At 63.2% G+C, this 18,990-nt stretch carries 19 protein-coding genes; 7 read left to right on the top strand and 12 right to left on the bottom strand.

Annotation, left to right across the window (positions count from 1 at the left end; translation table 11 throughout):
- Positions 1 to 96 precede the first annotated feature (96 nt).
- Positions 97 to 810: a purine-nucleoside phosphorylase gene (deoD, locus tag ACRCYW_RS14260; protein WP_100858606.1), complete on the top strand. Its 714-nt coding sequence runs from the start codon at positions 97 to 99 to the stop codon at positions 808 to 810.
- Positions 811 to 908: 98 nt separating this feature from the next.
- On the opposite strand, the gene ACRCYW_RS14255 is transcribed toward deoD, so the two are convergent.
- Both ACRCYW_RS14255 and ACRCYW_RS14250 read right to left on the bottom strand, forming a co-directional pair.
- Positions 909 to 1,850 carry a DUF2950 domain-containing protein gene (locus ACRCYW_RS14255; RefSeq protein ID WP_438550722.1) on the bottom strand — a complete coding sequence of 314 codons (942 nt, stop codon included), beginning with the start codon at positions 1,848 to 1,850 and terminating at the stop codon, positions 909 to 911.
- Positions 1,850 to 3,547, bottom strand: a complete 1,698-nt coding sequence (locus ACRCYW_RS14250; RefSeq protein WP_438550721.1) for a DUF3300 domain-containing protein — start codon at positions 3,545 to 3,547, stop codon at positions 1,850 to 1,852. Before ACRCYW_RS14250 ends, ACRCYW_RS14255 begins: the two co-directional genes overlap by 1 nt.
- A gap of 58 nt (positions 3,548 to 3,605) precedes the next feature.
- On the opposite strand from ACRCYW_RS14250, the gene ACRCYW_RS14245 reads away from it, so the two are divergent.
- Positions 3,606 to 3,899 (top strand): hypothetical protein, encoded by a 294-nt coding sequence (locus ACRCYW_RS14245; protein ID WP_438550720.1) that lies wholly within the window; start codon positions 3,606 to 3,608, stop codon positions 3,897 to 3,899.
- A 100-nt stretch (positions 3,900 to 3,999) separates the two neighbouring features.
- Here ACRCYW_RS14245 and ACRCYW_RS14240 read toward each other — a convergent pair whose 3' ends face one another.
- Together ACRCYW_RS14240 and ACRCYW_RS14235 are read right to left on the bottom strand one after the other, a co-directional pair.
- Complete coding sequence (locus ACRCYW_RS14240; protein WP_438550719.1) at positions 4,000 to 6,255, bottom strand: PAS domain S-box protein; 2,256 nt, start codon at positions 6,253 to 6,255, stop codon at positions 4,000 to 4,002.
- A gap of 65 nt (positions 6,256 to 6,320) precedes the next feature.
- Positions 6,321 to 6,929, bottom strand: a complete 609-nt coding sequence (locus ACRCYW_RS14235) for an AhpA/YtjB family protein (protein WP_438550718.1) — start codon at positions 6,927 to 6,929, stop codon at positions 6,321 to 6,323.
- Between the two features lie 177 nt (positions 6,930 to 7,106).
- Here ACRCYW_RS14235 and serB point away from each other — a divergent pair, with 177 nt between their 5' ends.
- Positions 7,107 to 8,111, top strand: coding sequence for a phosphoserine phosphatase SerB (serB, locus tag ACRCYW_RS14230; protein ID WP_438550717.1), 1,005 nt, complete (start codon positions 7,107 to 7,109; stop codon positions 8,109 to 8,111).
- Between the two features lie 28 nt (positions 8,112 to 8,139).
- Positions 8,140 to 9,045, top strand: a complete 906-nt coding sequence (locus ACRCYW_RS14225; RefSeq protein WP_438550716.1) for an alpha/beta hydrolase family protein — start codon at positions 8,140 to 8,142, stop codon at positions 9,043 to 9,045.
- A 71-nt stretch (positions 9,046 to 9,116) separates the two neighbouring features.
- Here the strand turns inward: ACRCYW_RS14225 and ACRCYW_RS14220 are convergent, their stop codons facing one another.
- Entirely contained in the window at positions 9,117 to 11,489 is a 2,373-nt protein-coding gene (locus ACRCYW_RS14220) for a PilZ domain-containing protein (RefSeq protein WP_438550715.1), read from the bottom strand.
- A 100-nt stretch (positions 11,490 to 11,589) separates the two neighbouring features.
- On the opposite strand from ACRCYW_RS14220, the gene radA reads away from it, so the two are divergent.
- Complete coding sequence (gene radA, locus ACRCYW_RS14215; protein ID WP_438550714.1) at positions 11,590 to 12,957, top strand: DNA repair protein RadA; 1,368 nt, start codon at positions 11,590 to 11,592, stop codon at positions 12,955 to 12,957.
- Between the two features lie 74 nt (positions 12,958 to 13,031).
- Here the strand turns inward: radA and ACRCYW_RS14210 are convergent, their stop codons facing one another.
- Together ACRCYW_RS14210 and rsd are read right to left on the bottom strand one after the other, a co-directional pair.
- Positions 13,032 to 13,412, bottom strand: a complete 381-nt coding sequence (locus ACRCYW_RS14210; RefSeq protein WP_438550713.1) for a PilZ domain-containing protein — start codon at positions 13,410 to 13,412, stop codon at positions 13,032 to 13,034.
- 101 nt (positions 13,413 to 13,513) lie between these two features.
- Positions 13,514 to 13,996, bottom strand: a complete 483-nt coding sequence (rsd, locus tag ACRCYW_RS14205) for a sigma D regulator (protein WP_438550712.1) — start codon at positions 13,994 to 13,996, stop codon at positions 13,514 to 13,516.
- Between the two features lie 339 nt (positions 13,997 to 14,335).
- On the opposite strand from rsd, the gene hupA reads away from it, so the two are divergent.
- The gene (hupA, locus tag ACRCYW_RS14200; RefSeq protein ID WP_005305063.1) at positions 14,336 to 14,608 is read left to right on the top strand and encodes a nucleoid-associated protein HU-alpha; all 273 of its coding nucleotides are present in this window, start codon (positions 14,336 to 14,338) and stop codon (positions 14,606 to 14,608) included.
- Between the two features lie 112 nt (positions 14,609 to 14,720).
- Entirely contained in the window at positions 14,721 to 15,146 is a 426-nt protein-coding gene (locus ACRCYW_RS14195) for a hypothetical protein (protein ID WP_438550711.1), read from the top strand.
- 69 nt (positions 15,147 to 15,215) lie between these two features.
- On the opposite strand, the gene ACRCYW_RS14190 is transcribed toward ACRCYW_RS14195, so the two are convergent.
- From ACRCYW_RS14190 to ACRCYW_RS14170, 5 genes are all read right to left on the bottom strand, one after another.
- Positions 15,216 to 15,365: a hypothetical protein gene (locus tag ACRCYW_RS14190; RefSeq protein ID WP_438550710.1), complete on the bottom strand. Its 150-nt coding sequence runs from the start codon at positions 15,363 to 15,365 to the stop codon at positions 15,216 to 15,218.
- Positions 15,366 to 15,367: 2 nt separating this feature from the next.
- Positions 15,368 to 16,420 (bottom strand): tRNA dihydrouridine(20/20a) synthase DusA, encoded by a 1,053-nt coding sequence (gene dusA / locus ACRCYW_RS14185; RefSeq protein ID WP_438550709.1) that lies wholly within the window; start codon positions 16,418 to 16,420, stop codon positions 15,368 to 15,370.
- Positions 16,421 to 16,836: 416 nt separating this feature from the next.
- On the bottom strand, positions 16,837 to 17,751 hold the full coding sequence (locus ACRCYW_RS14180) for a LysR substrate-binding domain-containing protein (RefSeq protein ID WP_438550708.1): 915 nt from the start codon (positions 17,749 to 17,751) through the stop codon (positions 16,837 to 16,839).
- An 80-nt stretch (positions 17,752 to 17,831) separates the two neighbouring features.
- Positions 17,832 to 18,038 carry a 2-hydroxymuconate tautomerase family protein gene (locus ACRCYW_RS14175; RefSeq protein ID WP_438550707.1) on the bottom strand — a complete coding sequence of 69 codons (207 nt, stop codon included), beginning with the start codon at positions 18,036 to 18,038 and terminating at the stop codon, positions 17,832 to 17,834.
- A 10-nt stretch (positions 18,039 to 18,048) separates the two neighbouring features.
- The gene (locus ACRCYW_RS14170) at positions 18,049 to 18,786 is read right to left on the bottom strand and encodes an SDR family NAD(P)-dependent oxidoreductase (protein WP_438550706.1); all 738 of its coding nucleotides are present in this window, start codon (positions 18,784 to 18,786) and stop codon (positions 18,049 to 18,051) included.
- Positions 18,787 to 18,990: the final 204 nt, after the last annotated feature.

Raw genomic sequence — 18,990 nt, 5'->3', positions numbered from 1 at the left:
GGCCCGGGTCCTGTAAGTTACCCGCCCGCCGCCGCGAGGTGGCGGGCAACCCAATAAAGACAATAAAACTCAACCTAGTGTGAAGGAATTAAGAGAATGGCAACTCCTCATATCAATGCGAAAGATGGCGCCTTTGCTGACACCGTACTGATGCCGGGCGACCCCCTGCGTGCCAAGTACATCGCCGAGACCTTCCTGGAGAACGTGGAGCAGGTGTGCGACGTGCGCAGCATGCTCGGCTTCACCGGTACCTACAAGGGCCGTCGCATCTCCGTCATGGGTCACGGCATGGGCATCCCGTCCTGCTCCATCTACGCCAAGGAACTGATCACCGACTACGGTGTGAAGACCCTGATCCGCGTGGGCTCCTGCGGCGCCGTCCGTGAAGACGTGAAACTGCGTGACGTGGTGATCGGCATGGGTGCCTGCACCGACTCCAAGGTCAACCGTCTGCGCTTCAAGGATCACGACTTCGCCGCCATCGCCGACTTCGATCTGGTTGCCAATGCCGTGCAAGCCGCCAAGAACAAGGGCGTTGCCGTGCGCGTTGGCAACATCTTCTCCGCCGACCTCTTCTACACCCCGGATCCCTCCATGTTCGACGTCATGGAAAAATACGGCATCCTGGGGGTCGAGATGGAAGCCGCCGGTATCTACGGCGTGGCCGCCGAGTACGGCGCCAAGGCGCTGACCATCTGCACCGTTTCCGATCACATCCGTACCGGTGAGCAGACCACCTCCGAAGAGCGTCAGCTGACCTTCAACGACATGATCGAAGTGGCGCTGGACTCCGTGTTGCTGGGCGACTGATCCCAAGCCTCGGCTCCACGCAAGAACGGCGACCTCAGGGTCGCCGTTTTTTTTGTCTCATTTAGTAGGGGGGAAGCCCAGAGGGGAGATAGGGAGACCTAATCACCCTCCTTGCTAACTACCAGCGACCAGCTTTTGTCGGGATCGAACAGCTGGATCGCCTCAACGGCCGTTGCCGTGTCGGTGCCCAGATCCTTTTGATAAACCCGCCCCTCGTGATTCACCATGAAGGTCATCACCCCACTGGCGGCATAATCGGCCGGCCAGGCGATCAGGGCGACACCGTCTCGTAATTGCCCGTCGACAAAGTACTCTTTCGCCCCCCCATCGGCAGCGGCTCCCTGGGCATACAGGATGCGGTAGTAGTAGCCATGATAGGGGGTGCGTTGACCGACCACTGCCTTGTAGCCCTCTGCCGCGGCACTGACGACCTCCTCTCCGGCCGGGCTTGCTGGTTCCCCCTTGCCCACGGGCCAATAGAGTCCATTTTGTTGCCCGGCATCACTGCGCAGCTTTGCCGCAAAGAGCCCCGCCGTTTGGCCATCATGTCCCACGGCGGCGTACTCTAGCTGTGCGTCGATGAAGCCACGGCACACCGCGATCGCCCCCAACTCATTTCGACCGATGCGGCGATAGACGATCTCTTTGGCACCTGCGGCGCCATCGAGATACCACTTGCCATCTGCGGCCACGAGAGGGATTGGCAGTGGCCAATCAGACTCCCCCACGACCAGTATCATTTTATCCTTACCTTCGGCCACTAGCTGGTGCTTGCTCTTGAAGCTTGCGACGAAGGCTGCGCGATCATTGGCATCGGCCACCTCATCCCCCGAGCTGATGGCCTCCTCACTCTTTTCGCCGAGCAACTGCGTCAGTGCGCTGACATCGTTCTTCTCCAGGGCCGTGATCAGGGCTTGCACTGCCTCATCCGGGGTGGCGAAGGTGCGCGGTGCCATGGCGCTCGCACCGCTGGCGCAGACCAGGGCCAGCAGGGCCAAACCCCATGAGGGGGCCCAACTCCATTTCAACAAACGCTTCATTATCGCGTACTCCGTCTGGGTTGAGTGTTGCGCCCGGTATGCGCTCTATTAGCCATACTTTCGCGCCCACGTTGGCTGGCGGCACGCTCGGTTCTGCCCGTGTTATGTACCCCCTGGAAGGCACTCCTCGAAGTTGGGGCAGAGGCCACAGGTGCCCTGCGGGTTGCAGTCTGTGCCGTGATCTTGTTGTGAGTGGCACGTGGTTGGACATAGCCGCGGTCACGGGCTCCTGCGGTCTGTGGCGTGATTTGCTGCCGCTTGACCCTGTCTCCTGCGTAGTTGCCCTGGCGTGGCGTGCGTTGGGCCACATTCGCCTCCCTGTTCGCCTGTCTAGCATCGCGCGTCACCTTGGCACTTTCGCTGTTGAGTTGGCGGTTGGCCCCCGCATAGGTTCCCTTCGGCGCGGTGACGCGAGCCTCCCTGTTCGCCTCATTGACGGCGCGCGGTGCGCCAGCGTATTCGCCTTTAGGCTGGCGATTGATCCCCGCATAACTCCCCTTCGGTGTGACACCTCGCTGTCCCACCTCCACCTCGTTATTGCGCGAGCGTTGTCCCAGGGTCGCCAGCTCGGAGCGGTTGGGACGGGCCGCCGTGATGGGGCTGTTGGCTTGGCGCAGGTAGTTATTGGGGCCGCGTTCAAACTTGTTGAAGTAATCGTTCCCCTGGGCGTTGATATAAATATTGTTGTTAGAGCCCCGCTGATAGTTGACCGGACGGTTGTACCCGCTGGTGGGACGAAAACCATTGCCATAGTTGGGGTGGTAAGGATAGGGAGCGTAACCGCTGGGATAACCCGCTCCCCACCTTGGGTAGTAATAATCGTCATCATCATCGTCGTTGAAGACCTCGTTGACCAACATGCCCGCGCCAAAGGCGAGCAAGCCCGTCACGACCATATCACCGCGGTCGTATTCGTCATCGTCGTCGTGATCGTCATGTTCCACCACTGTCGTGGTCGTTGTCGCAGGCACGGTCGTTGTGGTGGTTGCTGTGGTCACCGGTGCCGAGGCCGGCCCGGCAGCGGGCGGGCTATAGACGGCGCTCGGGTCGTATTGCGGGACATAAACGACGTCAGGGTTGGCAGGCGCAATGGTGACGATCTGCTGATTGTTCTGCTCATCCTTGGCCACTTTCATCTGCTCCGAGTCTTTCAGGTTGCCCACCTCCATCGCCTGTTGGCGCAGGCGTTGAACGGCGGCCAGTACGCCCGGTTCATCGGCCAGGAAGGCACTGCCCAGCTCAGTCGTCCAATCCATCTTCAAGCACATCATGTCCATGACGGTCGGGAAGTGCATCAGCGACATGGTCGGCGGCGTAAAGCCCAGTGGCGCAATGGCGGCGGTCAGCTCTTTCCCTTTGAGATTGGGGTGGGCGACCAGCCAGTTGCCGGCATCGAGCACCTCTTGCGGATTGGTGGCGCTGGCCAACACCTGAGACAATACCGCATCCGGGTAAAGCGCTACGGGCGCGAGCAGGGTCTCGAGCGCCTCCGGGGTATATTTCGATGCGGGTGCGCTAACGGGCTGCCCTTGCGGTGCGATCGCCGGGCTGGCAGCGCTGGTTGGGCTGGCGGCAGAGGCCGCGCTGGGTTGAGCATTTTGCGTGACGGCAGGCGGCTCCTCTTTGCAGGCAGCCAATACCGTGCTGAGGGCGATCACGGCCGCCAACACGCCATGGCGAAATCTGGGTTGCTTCATGATCTTGCTTCCTTCTGCTGGAGTGGCTGATGCACCTCTTGCCCGATGATTTCCACAAATGTTGTATCTCATCGCATTCAATGCGGGGGTTGCATACCGAAAACATAAACCACGAATCGGGATCACACCCAAAACCGGCTGGAAAGGCGTGAAAAATGCGTTTGTTTCTGTCTCAAGCCAAGCCAGAACAACTTGTCGTGGCACACTGACGGCGGTGCGGGAGGGGACCCGCAGCAACGGCCGTTACTGCCGCGAGTTCCGGCAGACCATCACGGTGGGGGGCAGGAAGGAGGATGCTTTCGGCACCGCTTGCCAGAAGCCAGACAGTTCCTGGGAGATCGTCTCGGATTGAGTTCTTGAGGCACCGCTGAGACAGGTCAGTTCGTGCAGTCTGAGGATAATGCTGGGTAACAAAACAGGGAGGCATGATGCCTCCCTGTCTATTTGAGGCCTTATGCCCGGCCGAGGTCGAGGGCGAAGCGCCCCTTGCCAGCCTGCTTGGCCCTGTACATGGCGGCGTCGGCCCGGTGCAGCAGATCGTCGATATGGCAGAACTGCCCCGACGGGCAGAGTGCGCCCCCTATGCTGCCAGCGAGGGGCAGCGCGTGGCCGGCCACGTCGGCGGGGACGGCCATGGCCGCCAGCAGCCGCTCGCAGAGGGCGGGCAACTCCTGCTCCGGCTGGCGCAGGGCCGGCAATATGATGGTGAACTCGTCGCCGGCGAGGCGGGCCACCATGTCACCGGGGCGCACCTCGGCATTCAATACGCTGGCGAAGCGCTGCAGCAGGGCGTCGCCGACATGGTGACCCAGCCTGTCGTTGATCCCCTTGAAACCGTCGAGATCGAGAAACAGTAGGCCCAGGGGGGCGCCGTTCTGGTGGACGCGTTCCAGCTCCCGGGAGAGGCGCAGGGTAAAGGCGCGCCGATTGGGCAGGGCGGTGAGGGGATCGTGGGCCGCTTCGTGCTCCAGCTGGTTCTGCAACGCCCTGAACTCCGTGATGTCGCTGCCGAGGATGTAGACGCCGGGCTCGTCACTGCGGCTCGGGATCAGGGTGATCCTGAGGTCGCGGGTGCCGATGGGCAGGGTGAACCTGTGCTCGAAGCTCACCTGCTCGCCGGCCAGGGCCCGCGCCACATGGGCCATAGCCATGTCATGGCTCTCCGGGCCTATCACCTCCCTGATGCTCATCTCCCGCATCGAATCGGCATCCAGTCCGAAGTAGTGGCAATAGGCCTGATTGGCAAACAGGTAGCGCCCCTCGGGCGAGATCATGCTGATGGTCACCGGCAGGCCGTCGGTGATGGCCCGTAGCCTGGCCCGGCCACGCTCTATCTCGGCCAGCACCCGGCGGCGCGCCGTGATGTCATGCAGGAACAGGGCGAGTCGCACCTTGCCGTCGAACTGGTAGCGTTCGGCGATCACCTCGACCGGGATCCGCTGGCCGCTGCGCGTGCCCAGATCGCACTCCAGGCGCCGTGGCGGGCTTTGCGGGGTCTCCAGCAGGGCGAGCAGGGGGTGCCTGGCCTCAAGCAAGCGGGGCAGATGCTGGCCCAGCACCTCCTCCGCATGCCAGCCGAGCAGGGTGGTGGAGGCGGGATTCCAGCCGGTGACGACGAGGGATTCGTCGAGTTCCAGGAAGGCGTTGCTGGTGTGTTCCAGCATGTATTGCAGGCGGCGCTGCTCCTGCCACAGGCGCTGCTGGACGGCGCCGCGCTCCTGCATCTCGAGGTGCAACTGTTCCACCGTGTTCGATAGCTCGCGGGTGCGCTCGCGCACCTGCTGCTCGAGGCCGAGCTGAAGTCGCAGCAACTCGGCCTCGGCCTGCTTGCGTTCGGTGAGATCGGCAAACACGGCGATCATGTGGGGAGCCGCGGTGCGGCCCTGGCACAGGGTCACGCTGAGCTGTACCCAGCACAGGCTGCCGTCGGCCCGGATCATCCGCTTTTCCAGCCGGTAGTCCTGGCTCTCCCCCGCGACCAGCGCATTGAACAGCGACTGTTCCCGCGGCAGATCCTCGGGGTGGGTCATGGTGTGCCAGGTACGTCCCAGCATCTCCTGCTCGCTGTAACCGAGCAGTCGCTCCAGCCCCGGATTGGTCCTCAGCCACCTGCCTTCGAGGGAGGAGTGGGCCATGCCCACCGACGACTGGTTGAAGGTGAGGGTGAAGAGGTGCTCCTTGTCCTCCAGTGCCTGGTTCAGGCTGCGAACCTGATGGCGTCGCTCCAGATCGTGCAGGGTGTTTTCCACCAGGTGGCCGAAGTCATCGAGATCGCGGCAGGCGTCGTCGTCGAGGCGATGGGACTCATGGCCCACCAGGCAGAGGGTGCCGAGGACCACCCCATCGAGGGCGCGTAGGGGGCGGCCGGCATAGAAGACGACCCTGGGATCCCCTGTCACCAGCGGGTTGTCGGCGAAGCGGGGATCGAGGCGGGCATCCGGCACCTGCATGATGTCGGGTTGCAGGATGGCGTGGCCGCAGAAGGATTGTTCCCGGCTGATCTCGCACAGGCTGATCCCGGTACGGGCGAGGAACCACTGCCGGTTCACGTCGGTCAGGGAGACCATGGCGATGGGTTGCGAGAAATGGCGGGTAATGAGCCGGGTGAGGCGATCCAGCTGATCGATGGGCTCTCGGTCGAGCAGGCCGAGGAGACGCAGTCGTTCCAGTCGACTGTGCTCGTCCAGCGGCAAGGGGGGGGCAATCATGTGGCTCTCCTGCCAGTCATCCTGTCAGAGTTATATACAAGGTGGCTGGTGCGATCTACCCCCCTTTATTGTGGCGCTGCAGGTTTGCTCTGCTTCTTGTGCTTGCGCACCCGCATGTAGTTGCGGCGCACGCCGTAGGAGATGAGCAGGCCGGCCAGCAGCATCACCAGCAGCATCAGCCGCTGCTTTTCCTGGTTCACCTTGAGGTGGGTATCCTGCCTGGCCAGCAGCTTCTGCTCCTCCAGGGTGATCCTCAGGTAGCCCAGGGTCAGGTTGCCATCCTGCACCTCCTGCACGAACTGGATGCGCCCCTTGCCCTGCTCCGGCAGGGACTTGTTGTCCGCGCCTATGGGCAGCAGGCTCTCCAGAGGGACGGCCTGATCCGACTGGGCGAGGGGGATACCGCGGGCATCGTAGAGGGTGACGTCCAGGATCTCTGGCTCGGCGGCCAGATCCTGGGCCAGCCGCTCCAGCTCGCTCTCATTGTCTTCCTTGATCCAGCGCCCCATGTCGCGGGCGGCATAGGAGACCAGGGCCTGGGCGCGGTCACGGGCCTCGCTGTGCAGGGCGGCTTGGCTCTCTCCCTGCATGTGGATGAGCAGCACCAGCACCCAGAGGCCGAGCAGGGTGCCGGCCGCCAGACTGATGACGCGTTTGATGGGAAGATGACGCAAAGCCCGAACCTCTTGCGATGGGTGATGCCAGGAGCGTGCCGGTGGCAAACCACCAGCGACCCGATCTGACACTGTTCACCCTGGCGGATCAATGGCGGGATCTTGGCGCTTGCCTGTACAAAAAGCAATACGCTACTCTGGGCCAGCATTTTGAACCCCAAGGAAGGCGTCTCTCTTATGTTGTTGTCCCAGCTCCCCCCCACGCTGTCTGCCTGGCCGGCGGCCCTGTGCTCCGCGCCCCACTGGCTGCTGACTCCCGAAGCCTTGCTCCCCGTGGACGAGCCGCTGGATGCCGCCTGGCTGGTCCTGTTTGGCAAAGGACTGGAGGCTCACCATCTGGATCGGCTGGCCGCCCTGCTGGCCCGTCATGGGGTCAGTGCCGGCCTCTACCCTCCGGGAGAGCAGGCGGGCGTTCCGCTGTTGCTGCTCGGCACCAGTCACTTCTCCTCCGAACTGGTGCAGGGGATCAAGGCCGAGCCATGGGATATCGATCTCTGCCATCTGCCCGTCCTGCCGAGCCTGAACGAACCCGGCCTGCTGGTGATGGACATGGACTCCACCGCCATCCAGATCGAGTGCATCGACGAGATCGCCCGTCTGGCCGGGGTGGGAGAGCAGGTGGCCGCCGTGACGGCGGCGGCCATGCAGGGCAAGCTGGAGTTTGCCGACAGCCTGCGCAATCGGGTCGCCCTGCTGGCGGGGGCGCCGGTGGCCATTCTCGACGAGGTGGCGGGGAACATGCCCTGGATGCCGGGGTTGCGATTGATGGTCGATACCCTGAAGGGTGCGGGTTGGAAGGTGGCGATCGCCTCCGGCGGTTTCACCCGCTTCGCCGGTGAGCTGCAGCGGGCCCTGGGGCTGGATGCCATCTTCGCCAACGAGCTGGCTCTGGACGGCGACAACCTGAGTGGCAAGGTGAGCGGCCGCATCGTCGATGCCACCGTCAAGGCTGAGGTGTTGCAGCAACTGGCGGCAGAATACGGCATCTCCCCAACCCAGACGGTGGCGGTGGGGGATGGGGCCAACGATCTCAAGATGATGGGGGCGGCGGGGCTCGGCATCGCCATCCATGCCAAGCCCCTGGTGCGGGCGCAGGCAGCCGCCACCCTCAACCACCACGACCTCGAGGGGGTGATCTGCCTGCTCGGGGCCCTGGCCTGCCGCGATTTGCGCTGGTGCTGACATCGGTCAAGGAGGACCGGAACTCAAGATGGAACTGTTGCAACAATCCCTGTTTATCCCCTGCGGCGAGCATCAACTGCATGTGCGCCACATTCACCCCGGCGTGGCGGTTCATGCGGACCCCATCCTGATGGTGCACGGGGCCATCGAGAATGGCCGCATCTTCTACACCGAGTCGGGCAAGGGGCTGGCCTGCTACCTGGCACGGCACGGCTATCAAGTCTATGTGGCGGACCTGCGCGGTCGGGGGCTCAGCACCCCCGCCATCGCCGAGCGGGCCGGTCATGGCCAGCATGAACTCATCACCGAAGACATCCCCGCCCTGCAACAGTGGGTGGCGGCGCGCCACCCGGGCGCCAGAGTGCACTGGATGGCGCACTCCTGGGGCGGGGTCATCATGGCCTCGACCCTGGCTCGCTTCCCCGAGATGGCGGATGGGATCGCCAGCATGGTGTTCTTCGGCACCAAGCGGGGGGTCTCGGTGCAGAACCCGGAGCGCTGGCTGAAGGTCGATCTCATCTGGAATCGGCTCGCTCCCTGGCTGGCCCGCAACAGAGGTTTCCTGGCGGCGCGCAGGCTGAAGATGGGCGCCGATGACGAACCGCTGCGCTACCTGCAGGAGACCATTCCCTGGGTGAAGTGCGGCCCCTGGCAGGATCCCCACGACGGCTTCGCCTACGGGGAGGCGGCGGGGCGGGTGTCCTGGCCGCCGCTATGGATGATCTCGGCAAGGGCCGACAAGGTGCTGGGCCACCCCATAGACGTGCGTCGGTTCAGTGGCGAGATGGGCTCGGCGACCCGTCATACCCGGCTCGGACGGGACAATGGCAACCGGCTTGACTACGACCATATCAACATGCTGACCGCCCCCCAGGCCCAAGAGGATCACTTCCCCCAGATCCTCACCTGGCTCGACAACCCGCAGGCGACCTGAGGCGGCATTGACATGAAGAGGGCGGCCCTGTGGCCGCCCTCTCTCCTGATGATGTATCGCCCTTGTGCTGCCTAACCCGCCGGTGGCCTGATGCCGAGGCGGAACAGGGTGGCCTGGCTGGTGTCCGTCAGCTCACCCACCCCCACCACGCTCCACAGCTCCTCTTCCAATTTCTTGGCCTTGTGAATGGCAAACTTGGCGATGTAATCCAGCTCGTTGGCGATGAAGCTGGTGTCCGGTCGGCCGGTGCGGGAGATGCCGACCAGCACGGAGTAGAACTGCCCCTGTTGCAGGGCGAGCTCCACGAAGCGGCGCTTGTCCACCAGGGTCGGGAAGCTGCTCGCCAGTCGGCTGAGGAACAGGGGCGTTCCCCCCTGGGAGTGGAGGCTGGCGATATAGACCTCCTCCTGGGCGGGCTTGTCTTCCCGCTCTATGGTGCGCAGGGGATTGAGCAGCAGGGTCTTGAGCAGTCCCCCCTGGAACAGGGGGTAGAGGTTGACCTGCCCCTCCTGTTCGGCGCAGGAGTGCAGCAGCTTGCTGAGGCTGCGGGGCCGGGGGGAGAGGCCCGCCGCCGCCAGCTGGGGCGCCGCCTTCTGCTTGTTGACGTAGACGGGGGTGTCGAACAGGTGGTGGGTGAAGATGTTGCGCAGCGCCCGCGCCATGCCGCGGTAGCGCCTGTGCTCCCGGGTGGCCTTGAGCTTGTTCTGGTTGCTCTCGATCAGCAGGCTGAAGAACTGATGGCCGGTGTGACGCTCGGGTGCCCCCTCGATGCACAGGTGAAGCACGGTGCGGCTGAGGTTCTGGCTGACCAGCCGGTAGGGCAGGCGCTGCAGATCCATGCTCTTGGAGAGCTCCTGCAGCCGGGGCAGGGCGACTTGGACTATATCCCCCTTCTCCCCGTCGAGGGGCTCCTCCAGTTCGACCTGCATGCCGTGGGCCGAGATGTCCCGGGTCCAGCCGAGCCAGGCCCTCTCCTTGTGGCGGATGACGATGGCGGTCTTGTGGACGTAGCGGGCCTCCTTGCGCAGTTGCACATAGTGCAGCGTCTCGATCTCGAAGGGGGCGGCCTCCAGCCCGTGGCCGAAGCGCTGCAACTCGTTGGCGTTGTGATGTTGGCTGGCGTCGTAGCCGAACTCCTCGCGCTGGCTGTCGAGGCCGATCTCCTGCAACACCCCCACATAACCTATCTGTTTCAGCCTCTCCCGCAGCAGCATATCCTGCAACTGATGAGGTTCTCCCTGCTGGCTGTCGAGATCGGCCTCGGGGAGTGAACAAGCCTCCAGGCTGAACTTGTAGACCCGCCAGCTGGGACGGCGGGCCCCGACCTGGAAGAAGAGGGCGGTCAGGCCGCTCTGCTGCAGCTCTTCCCGGGTGGCGGAGAAGAAGTAGAGGTGGCTGCGTACCGAGTGGGTGAAGCTGTAGATCAGGGTCTCTTTCAATCCGCCGCTCCGGGGCAGCAGATCGCGCATCCGGGCCGGCGAGAAGAGGCTGGCGAGCATGTCCCGGTTCTTGGCGTCCCGCCAGTACTCGAGCAGGTGCTGATTGTTCTCGGTACGCAGGGCTATCTCCAGGCCTGGACTCTCCCCGGTGCCGAAAAAGAGCGGCATGCCGGTCATGCGCGGCAGGTAGAACTGCTCATAACCCTTGATGATGGCCGCCGACAGCAGGTAGTCGACGCTGACCCTATAACGACTGCGATTGTGCTCGATGAATTCGCCGAGAAAGCGCTCGAAGGCGGGGTGATCGCCGCTCTTGACCAGGCGTAGCCAGAATTTTCCCTCTTTCTGCTCTTCCCCCAGGATCTGGTAATCGATGGGCTGGCGCAGCAGGGGGTTGGCGGACTCCCGCTCCAGACCGGTGAAGATGACCTCGATCTGTTCCCCGGTCTGGTAGTCGGGCAGGTAGGGTACCGAGACCCGGATCCCGCCGAGGGAGAGATCCGAACTCTTGGCAAAGACCTTCTCCCCGCTGGCCAGCCTGAGCACCATGGGGGAGCTGAAGTGCATCCGCTCCTCCTGGCGGCCATAGTGGCTGGCGAAGGGGATGGCGTTGACGTCGAAGGGATGAAACGGGCTGCTGGGCAGGGAGAGGCGATCCATGCGCCCCTGATTGAGCTTGTACCAGGTCTGCAATGCCTCGTAGACCCCCAGCGTGTAGCCGTCCCGGTAGAGGTAGCACTGGGACTGGAACAGGGCGATGGCCTCTGCCGGCATGAAGTGCGTAATGCCCTCCGACTCGTACACCTGACAGAGCTCGCCCAGTTCGCTGCGCATGTCCACGACCCGTCGGCAGGGGGTGCACTTGCGCTTGAGCTCCATCTTGAGCAGGAAGCGGCTGTTGGTATTTTCGTTCTGGGTCAGACGGTTGAAGATCTCGTCGAAGTCCTTTTCCCGAAGCAGGGGGACAAGCTGTTCTATCAGGTGTAGGGGCTGTTCTGAATCCATGTAATCCTGCCGCGGAGAGTCACTTTTCCGAATCTGGGTTTGATCTGTCGGTCGCAAACAAGTATATCAAGCAGGAATTCATCCTGTCCCCGAGTTATCCATGGCCAAAAACAAAACCGCCTATGTTTGCACCGAATGTGGCGCCGACTTCACCCGCTGGCAAGGTCAGTGCAGCGAGTGCAAGGAGTGGAACACCATCAGCGAGGTCCGGCTGGGGGTGAACACCCCGGGTCGCAGCACGGCCCGCTACAGCGGCTATGCCGGTGCCGTCGGCAGTCAGGTACAGACCCTGGCGGAGATCGCCACCACCGAGATCCCCCGCTTCGGCTCGGGCTTCAAGGAGCTGGATCGGGTGCTCGGCGGCGGCGTGGTACCAGGCTCGGCCATCCTCATCGGCGGTAACCCGGGGGCGGGCAAGTCGACCCTGCTGCTGCAGACCATGTGCGGGCTGGCAGAGCGGATGAAGACTTTGTACGTGACCGGGGAAGAGTCCCTGCAGCAGGTGGCGATGCGGGCCAGCCGACTGGGGCTGCCCACCGACAAGCTGCGCATGCTGTCCGAGACCTCCGTCGAGCAGATCTGCCTCATCGCCCAGCAGGAGCAGCCGCAGATCATGGTCATCGACTCCATCCAGGTGATGCACGTGGCGGATGTACAGTCCGCGCCGGGATCCGTCTCCCAGGTGCGCGAGTCCGCCGCCCTGCTCACCCGCTACGCCAAGCAGAACCACGTCGCCATCTTCATGGTGGGCCACGTCACCAAGGACGGCACCCTGGCGGGCCCCAAGGTGCTGGAGCACTGCATCGACTGCTCCGTGCTGCTGGACGGGGGTCACGACTCCCGCTTCCGTACCCTGCGCTCCCACAAGAACCGCTTCGGGGCGGTCAACGAGCTTGGCGTCTTCGCCATGACGGGGCAGGGGATGAAGGAGGTGAGCAACCCCTCCGCCATCTTCCTGAGTCGGGGGGAGGAGCAGGCACCTGGCTCCATCGTCATGGTGATCTGGGAGGGGACCCGACCGCTGCTGGTGGAGCTGCAGGCGCTGGTGGATTACTCCCAGCTCTCCAACCCGCGCAGGGTGGCGGTGGGGATGGATCACAACCGTCTCGCCATGCTGCTGGCGGTGCTGCATCGCCACGGCGGGCTGCAGATGGCAGATCAGGACGTCTTCATCAACGTGGTGGGCGGGGTCAAGGTCGAGGAGACCAGCGCGGATCTGGCGCTCCTGCTGGCCATGGTCTCCAGCTTCCGGGATCAGGCCCTGCCCAAGGATCTGGTGGTGTTCGGCGAGGTGGGCCTCTCCGGCGAGATCCGGCCCGTCCCCTCCGGTCAGGAGCGGCTGCAGGAGGCGGCCAAGCATGGCTTCCGCCGTGCCATCGTCCCCCACGCCAACGCGCCCAAGCATCCCATCGAGGGGATGGAGGTGGTGCCGGTGAAGAAGCTGTCCGATGCCCTCGAGGCCTTGTAGCGACAACTGAATCACGGCAAGGAAAAAGGAGCGCATGGCGCTCCTTTTTCTTTTGAACTCTGTGGCAGGGCTGCTCAGGGCTGGGCGTGATCCTGATGCTCCTGCAGCAACTGCTCGAGCTCGCGATAGAGCAGCTGCTCTTCCCCCACGTTCAGCTGGATCATCCGCTTGAGGTGGCTGGCGCTGTCGATGTCGATGTGATGGCAGTAGAACCCCAGCTTCTTGCTGGCCTCGTGAGTCAGTTCAACCTGCATCTTGATTTCGATGTCGCTGCCGCCGAGCACGAAGCAGATCTCGTACTCCTTGTCGTCGCTGGGGGACCAATCTTCCGGCCTGAGCAGCAGGGCCCCCTGCAGGGAGACATCGACCAGCTGGGTGCGCCACTGGCGCGCCCCCTGGCTCAGCCTGGCGGCGGTCAAATAGAAGATCCGGGTAAAATGACGGCGCTCTGGCATGTTCGTCTCCGGTAGGAAGGCAGATACGGGGCTGAAAAGGTTGCCTCAGATTGTAATCCAGCTTGAGCCGCAGGATCTTGAACTGGCTCCGGTATTGACCATCACCCTTGCTGGTGACTGAGGGATTCCACCACCTGCAACGCCTTCACCAGACGATCCTCCTGCTTGAATCTGTCTTCCAGCACGGGGCCCAGGTGATTCAGGTCATCATCGAGCAGCAGCAGCTGAGCCTCGTCGGCGTTGCTGTACTTGTCGTTGAACTCCAGGGCGAACTCGGTACAGGCCCGGATGTGGGGATAGATGCGCTTGGCCAGCTCCAGCTTGTCGCCGCTGGCCTGCTCGAAGGCGGTCACCACGTGGTTGTAGATCTCGAAATGACCGGCGCTGACGTAATCGACCAGCTGTTCGCAGAAGCGCTGCAACTCAATGTGGCTGGGGAGGGAGCGCTGCTTGGCCCTGGCGGGTTTGAGGCCGGCCAGCCGGATATATTCGACCAGCAAGGCCTGGCGCGCATCGAGCCAGTCGTCAATGGCCCTGTGCTTGCCTGCCAATGCGCGCTTGGTGTTTTCCAGTTCAGTTAACATAGACCCTCCATGGGCATGGCCTGTGACGCTATGGCGACAGGCCTGCGGTCATTCCATCGACTGACGACACTCCCTATAACTAGGGAAAATCCTGTTGACCGTCAATAGGAGTGTGGGGATATTGTTACATCAGATGGGGGTTTGCGTACAAGTCCCCATCGGTTGTGCGCCGCCGTGTCGTCGCTAAAGACGATGAAGGGGCGAGATATGTGACTATTTCCGCAGATCTTGATGAAAACCCCAGCATTCAAGCCAACGGGGCTGATAAAGCCTTTGCCTGAGTGTTTTTTTTTGAATAGAGTGGCCCGGTGCTAAATGCCCGATCATAAAGGAAATGTTATGAACAAAGCTCAACTTGTCGATGCAATTGCCGCCAAAGCAGACCTGAGCAAAGCTCAGGCCAAAGTTGCTCTGGAAGAGATCATCAATGGTATTACCCAGAGCCTGAAAGAGGGCGATGCCGTTCAGTTGGTGGGTTTTGGTACCTTCAAGGTCAACCATCGTGCGGGCCGTACCGGTCGCAACCCGCAAACTGGTAAAGAGATCCAGATTGCAGCCGCCAATGTGCCGTCCTTTGTGGCAGGCAAGGCGTTGAAAGACGCCGTCAAGTAATAGCGTCAAGTAATCCTGTGAACCCGGCATCTGCCGGGTTTTTTCTTGCCATCGCCGGCGAAATTTGTTTCAGATACACTCAGGATATGGCAGTCGCTGTAGCGAGGTGGATATGGAACAGAAGAATGCCATTCGGCAGGTGGCCGTGCCCTGGGCACCTTCCCGCCAACTTCCCCCCGGCCTGGTCGTGGCCGAACTGCATCAGGATATCTGGAGCGACACCCTGACCGTGGTGCTCGGCCGCGCGCGCAGCATAGATCTGCCGCCTCAGCCGCTGTGCAGAGTCAGCTTTCGTCACATCTTCGCCGTGCGGGTCATGGAGGACTGCGATCTGGCGGAGGGACGCGACAGCCACACCCTGGAGGAGCAGATCCAGCTGATCACCCCCTCCCGTTTCGCCAGCTGGTTCCATCAGGAGTCCGATGGCCTTCATCTGGACGAGGATCTGCAGCACTACCGCATCTCGACCTGGGACTATTGCGCCGACGTGCTGACCTCCCTGCCTCCCGAGCTGCAGTTCGTCGAGGCGACCGAGTAGCCGCAGCCCCAATGAAAAAGCCGGAACGACAAGGTTCCGGCTTTTTTGTGCCTGCTGGCGGAGTCTGCCTCAGCCCAGCAGCTGATCCCTGTGCAGCCCGATCACCACCAGCAGCCCCAGCAGATAGAAGGGGCTGATCTTGATGCCTAGGATGGCGAGCAGGCCGGCGCACAGGCGCACCAGGGCCTTGTGCAGCCAGGAGCCGGTGAAGCGATACATGCTTATTCCACCGACTCGGTCTGGGGGAACTCCGGCACCTTGGCCATGGCGTCCAGAACCACCTGGATGCCGGCACCCTGCTTGCAGGCGTTCTCGCTCAGGTGGCGGCGCCAGGCGCGGGCCCCCTGCATGTTCTGGAACAGGCCCAGCATGTGGCGCGTCATGTGGGAGAGGTAGTTGCCCTTGGCGAGCTCCTGCTCCATGTAGGGCAGCATCATGCGTACCACCTCGTGGCGGCTCGGCACCGCCTTGTTCAGGCCGAACAGCAGGTTGTCCACCTGGGCCAGCAGGTAGGGATTCTGATAGGCCTCGCGTCCCATCATGACGCCATCGACATAGTGCAGATGTTCGAGGGTCTGCTCCAGGTTGGTGACGCCGCCGTTGAGGGCTATGGTGAGGTTGGCGTAGTCCTGCTTGACCTGGTAGACACGCGGGTAGTCCAGGGGCGGGATCTCGCGGTTCTCCCGGGGGCTCAGGCCGCTCAGCCAGGCCTTGCGGGCATGGACGATGAAGGTGTCGCAGCCAGCATCGCGGACCTGCTCGATGAAGGCCTGCAGGAATTCGTAGGAATCCTGATCGTCGATGCCGATCCGGGTCTTCACCGTCACCGGAATAGCCACCACATCCCGCATCGCCTTGACGCAGTCGGCGACCAGGGCGGGTTCCCCCATCAGGCAGGCGCCGAAGCGGCCGTTCTGCACCCGATCCGAGGGGCAACCTACGTTCAGGTTGATCTCGTCATAGCCGCGTTCCTCGGCGAGCTTGGCGCAGCGGGCCAGATCCGCCGGGTTGCTGCCCCCCAGCTGCAAGGAGATGGGGTGCTCCTGCTCGCTGTAGCCCAGATAGTCCCCCTTGCCGTGGATGATGGCGCCCGTGGTGACCATCTCGGTATAGAGCAGCGTCTGGCTGGTCATCAACCGGTGGAAATAGCGGCAATGCCGATCGGTCCAGTCCAGCATGGGGGCGATGGAGAATCGTTGGGCGCTCGGGGTACCCGGGGATGGCGGGGTGAGCCGAGCGTCGTCTTGTGTATCGGAGATCTGTGCGTGAGCCATGCTTAACCGTTTTCAACCTGTTTCAGACTAGCGATATCAGTACCCGGCGAGCCGATCGTGGGGCTGGCCGGGTTGCACCCTGAGGTGCGTAAAAATAGGGGGGATGGCCACCGCGCCTGACGCGTCGACCCTGCCCGCAGAGCGCGACAGTTTAGCCTGAATCGCCGGTTTTTGGCAGGAAAACCGGCGATTGAGTAGAGGAAGCGCCCGATCCGGCCCGGGTCCGCATTGCCAAGTGCCCGGAAAGGGAACCTGGGAAGGGGGCCGAGATCGGCGCCGGTCCGGTCGGTTGTCAGCTCACCCCCTTGGCCTGATATCGCAGCTAATTGAGTGTCGGGCCACCTTGTCACAGCTTCGGACTCGAAAGGTTGGGTCTGAGCCTGGGCTGCCCAGCCTTGGGTGGCCATATGCCCGGCTCAGGGCTGACGTAACTCAGCCAGCAGAAAGTCCACGAAGACCCGCACGCAGAAGGGCATGAAGCTGGCCTGGGGATAGACGAGGTAGAAGGGGCGGGTGGCGCCGTTGCAGGAGGGCAGCACTTCCTGCAGTTCACCGCGAAGCAAGGCATCCGCCACCACGAAGCGATACATCTGGTAGATGCCGGCGCCCCCCCTGGCCAGGGAGAGGCCGCCGAGATAATCCTCGGAACAGAGGGCGCCGCCGCCGACGGCAATGTCTCGTGCCTCGCCGTCTACCTTGAGCAGCCAGGGGGCGGGGCGCCCGCTGCCCGGCAGGATGAAACCGAGGCACTGATGGTCGGCGAGCCCCTGCCAGCTCTTGATGGGGGGATGCCGGGCGAGGTAATCCGGCGAGGCCACCATCACCAGCTCGGCGTCCTCCAGCTTGCGGGCAATCAGGGTCGAGTCCGCCAGCTCGCTGCCGCGAATGGCCAGATCGTAGTCGTCGCGGGAGACGTTGACGCTGTGGGTGCTGATGTGAAACTCCAGCTCGACCAGGGGATAGCGCTGCTGGAAGCGGGCGATGCGGGGGAAGAGCCGCCAGTGGGCATAAGGGGCGGGCAGGCTGATGCGCACCTTGCCGGCGGGGATCTGCCGGGCCCCCATGGCCTGCAGCTCGGCCTCGTGCAGCAGCGCCAGGGCCGCGCGGCACTGGGCGGCATACTGGCGTCCCGCATCGGTCAGGCGCACCTGGCGGGTGGTGCGGATAAACAGGGGAATACCGAGCCGCTCCTCCAGCCGCATCATGGTCCGGCTCACCGCCGCCGGCGAGATGCCGGCCTCCTGGGCGGCCACCGTGAAGCTCTGATGCTCGGCGGCGAGGCAGAACAGGTCGATGCTGCTCAGCATGATGTCGCTCAAGTTGTGTTGCATACGGCGTCGGCTCCCCTGTGATAACGCGCCCATTCTATCAGGGGTGAGGGCCCTGTCCCTTCAAACTCGCCCCTTTCGCCCTATTTTCCCTGCCGGCGGCGCAGGGCTGAGACGGTCTCGCCGCCCACTCCCCAGTTGTCGGTCGCGACCTCGTCGATGACCACGAAGGTGGTGGCCGGGGGCTTGCTCAGCACCCGCTCCAGCAGGCTGGTGACCCCCTCTATCAGCGCCTGCTTCTGCTTTGCCGTCACCTGCTCGTCGGTGATCCTGATGTTGACGTAGGGCATGGCGTTCCCCTTACCACTTGCCGGCGGTGGAGCCGCCATCCACCACCATGATGCTGCCGGTGACGAAGCGGGCGTCGGTCAGATACATCACCGCCTGAACGATGTCTTGCACCTCTCCCACGCGATGGGTCGGCGCCATCGACTTCAGGGCTTCCAGCACTTTCGGATCCTGGCCGTGCATCGGGGTGGCTATGATGCCGGGGGCGACGGCGTTGACCATGATGTTGGACTCCGCGAGCTCCAGCGCCAGTCCGCGCACGGCCTGGTTCAGCCCCCCCTTGGCCATGATGGGCAGCAGGGCCGGGACATTCACATTGGGCTGCATGGCGAGGGCTGCCGTGATGGCGATGATCTGCCCGCCACCATGGGCCCGCATGTGGGCGGCGGCGGCCTGGGAGGGGTAGATGAACCCCTTGAGGTTGGTGCCCAGCATGGTCTCGATATCGGCCTCGTCGTACTCGGCGATCGGCTTGGAGATGAAGACCCCCGCATTGTTCACCAGCAGATCCACTCGGCCGAAGCGCTGCTCCGCCCGGTCGAACAGGGTGCTCGCCGTCTCGGGCCTGGCGATGTCGCCGGCCACCAGCAGCAAGTTATCCGGTGCGCCGAGGCGCTCGGCGGCCTCTGCCAGATCCGCATCGGTGCGGGCATTGGCCACCACGTTGTAGCCCCGCGCCAGGTAGGCCTCGGCAAGGGCAAAGCCGATACCGCTCGAGGCGCCGGTCACTATCACTGTCTTGCTCTTCATCTTTACTCTCCTTCCAACGATTATTACATTGCGTGCAGTGTAAGCCGGTATGGATGAGGGTTGGATGGCGTCGAGGTTGCATCTTTTATTACTTGAAGGAACAAATAGGGCATGCCGTTTGGCATTGTCGGGAGAGGGCCGGGCAGGCGCTGTTCCCGTTGTGGTGTGGGGATAAACCAGGAGCCCCTCTCCCCGCTGCCCTGG

The organism is Aeromonas sp. (genome assembly GCF_051657805.1).
Taxonomy (GTDB): domain Bacteria; phylum Pseudomonadota; class Gammaproteobacteria; order Enterobacterales; family Aeromonadaceae; genus Aeromonas.
This window is presented reverse-complemented; position numbering and strand designations above follow the sequence as displayed.

Bases quoted from the DNA above. Each gene is read 5' to 3' on its own strand.
- serB (WP_438550717.1), top strand. From the start codon at position 7,107: ATGTTGTTGTCCCAGCTCCCCCCCACGCTGTCTGCCTGGCCGGCGGCC.
- radA (WP_438550714.1), top strand. From the start codon at position 11,590: ATGGCCAAAAACAAAACCGCCTATGTTTGCACCGAATGTGGCGCCGAC.
- ACRCYW_RS14190 (WP_438550710.1), bottom strand. From the start codon at position 15,365: ATGTATCGCTTCACCGGCTCCTGGCTGCACAAGGCCCTGGTGCGCCTG.
- ACRCYW_RS14240 (WP_438550719.1), bottom strand. From the start codon at position 6,255: ATGATTGCCCCCCCCTTGCCGCTGGACGAGCACAGTCGACTGGAACGA.
- ACRCYW_RS14195 (WP_438550711.1), top strand. From the start codon at position 14,721: ATGGAACAGAAGAATGCCATTCGGCAGGTGGCCGTGCCCTGGGCACCT.
- deoD (WP_100858606.1), top strand. From the start codon at position 97: ATGGCAACTCCTCATATCAATGCGAAAGATGGCGCCTTTGCTGACACC.
- ACRCYW_RS14210 (WP_438550713.1), bottom strand. From the start codon at position 13,412: ATGCCAGAGCGCCGTCATTTTACCCGGATCTTCTATTTGACCGCCGCC.
- rsd (WP_438550712.1), bottom strand. From the start codon at position 13,996: ATGTTAACTGAACTGGAAAACACCAAGCGCGCATTGGCAGGCAAGCAC.
- ACRCYW_RS14220 (WP_438550715.1), bottom strand. From the start codon at position 11,489: ATGGATTCAGAACAGCCCCTACACCTGATAGAACAGCTTGTCCCCCTG.
- ACRCYW_RS14170 (WP_438550706.1), bottom strand. From the start codon at position 18,786: ATGAAGAGCAAGACAGTGATAGTGACCGGCGCCTCGAGCGGTATCGGC.
- ACRCYW_RS14255 (WP_438550722.1), bottom strand. From the start codon at position 1,850: ATGAAGCGTTTGTTGAAATGGAGTTGGGCCCCCTCATGGGGTTTGGCC.
- ACRCYW_RS14225 (WP_438550716.1), top strand. From the start codon at position 8,140: ATGGAACTGTTGCAACAATCCCTGTTTATCCCCTGCGGCGAGCATCAA.
- ACRCYW_RS14180 (WP_438550708.1), bottom strand. From the start codon at position 17,751: ATGCAACACAACTTGAGCGACATCATGCTGAGCAGCATCGACCTGTTC.
- ACRCYW_RS14245 (WP_438550720.1), top strand. From the start codon at position 3,606: ATGTTGTATCTCATCGCATTCAATGCGGGGGTTGCATACCGAAAACAT.
- ACRCYW_RS14250 (WP_438550721.1), bottom strand. From the start codon at position 3,547: ATGAAGCAACCCAGATTTCGCCATGGCGTGTTGGCGGCCGTGATCGCC.
- dusA (WP_438550709.1), bottom strand. From the start codon at position 16,420: ATGGCTCACGCACAGATCTCCGATACACAAGACGACGCTCGGCTCACC.
- ACRCYW_RS14175 (WP_438550707.1), bottom strand. From the start codon at position 18,038: ATGCCCTACGTCAACATCAGGATCACCGACGAGCAGGTGACGGCAAAG.
- hupA (WP_005305063.1), top strand. From the start codon at position 14,336: ATGAACAAAGCTCAACTTGTCGATGCAATTGCCGCCAAAGCAGACCTG.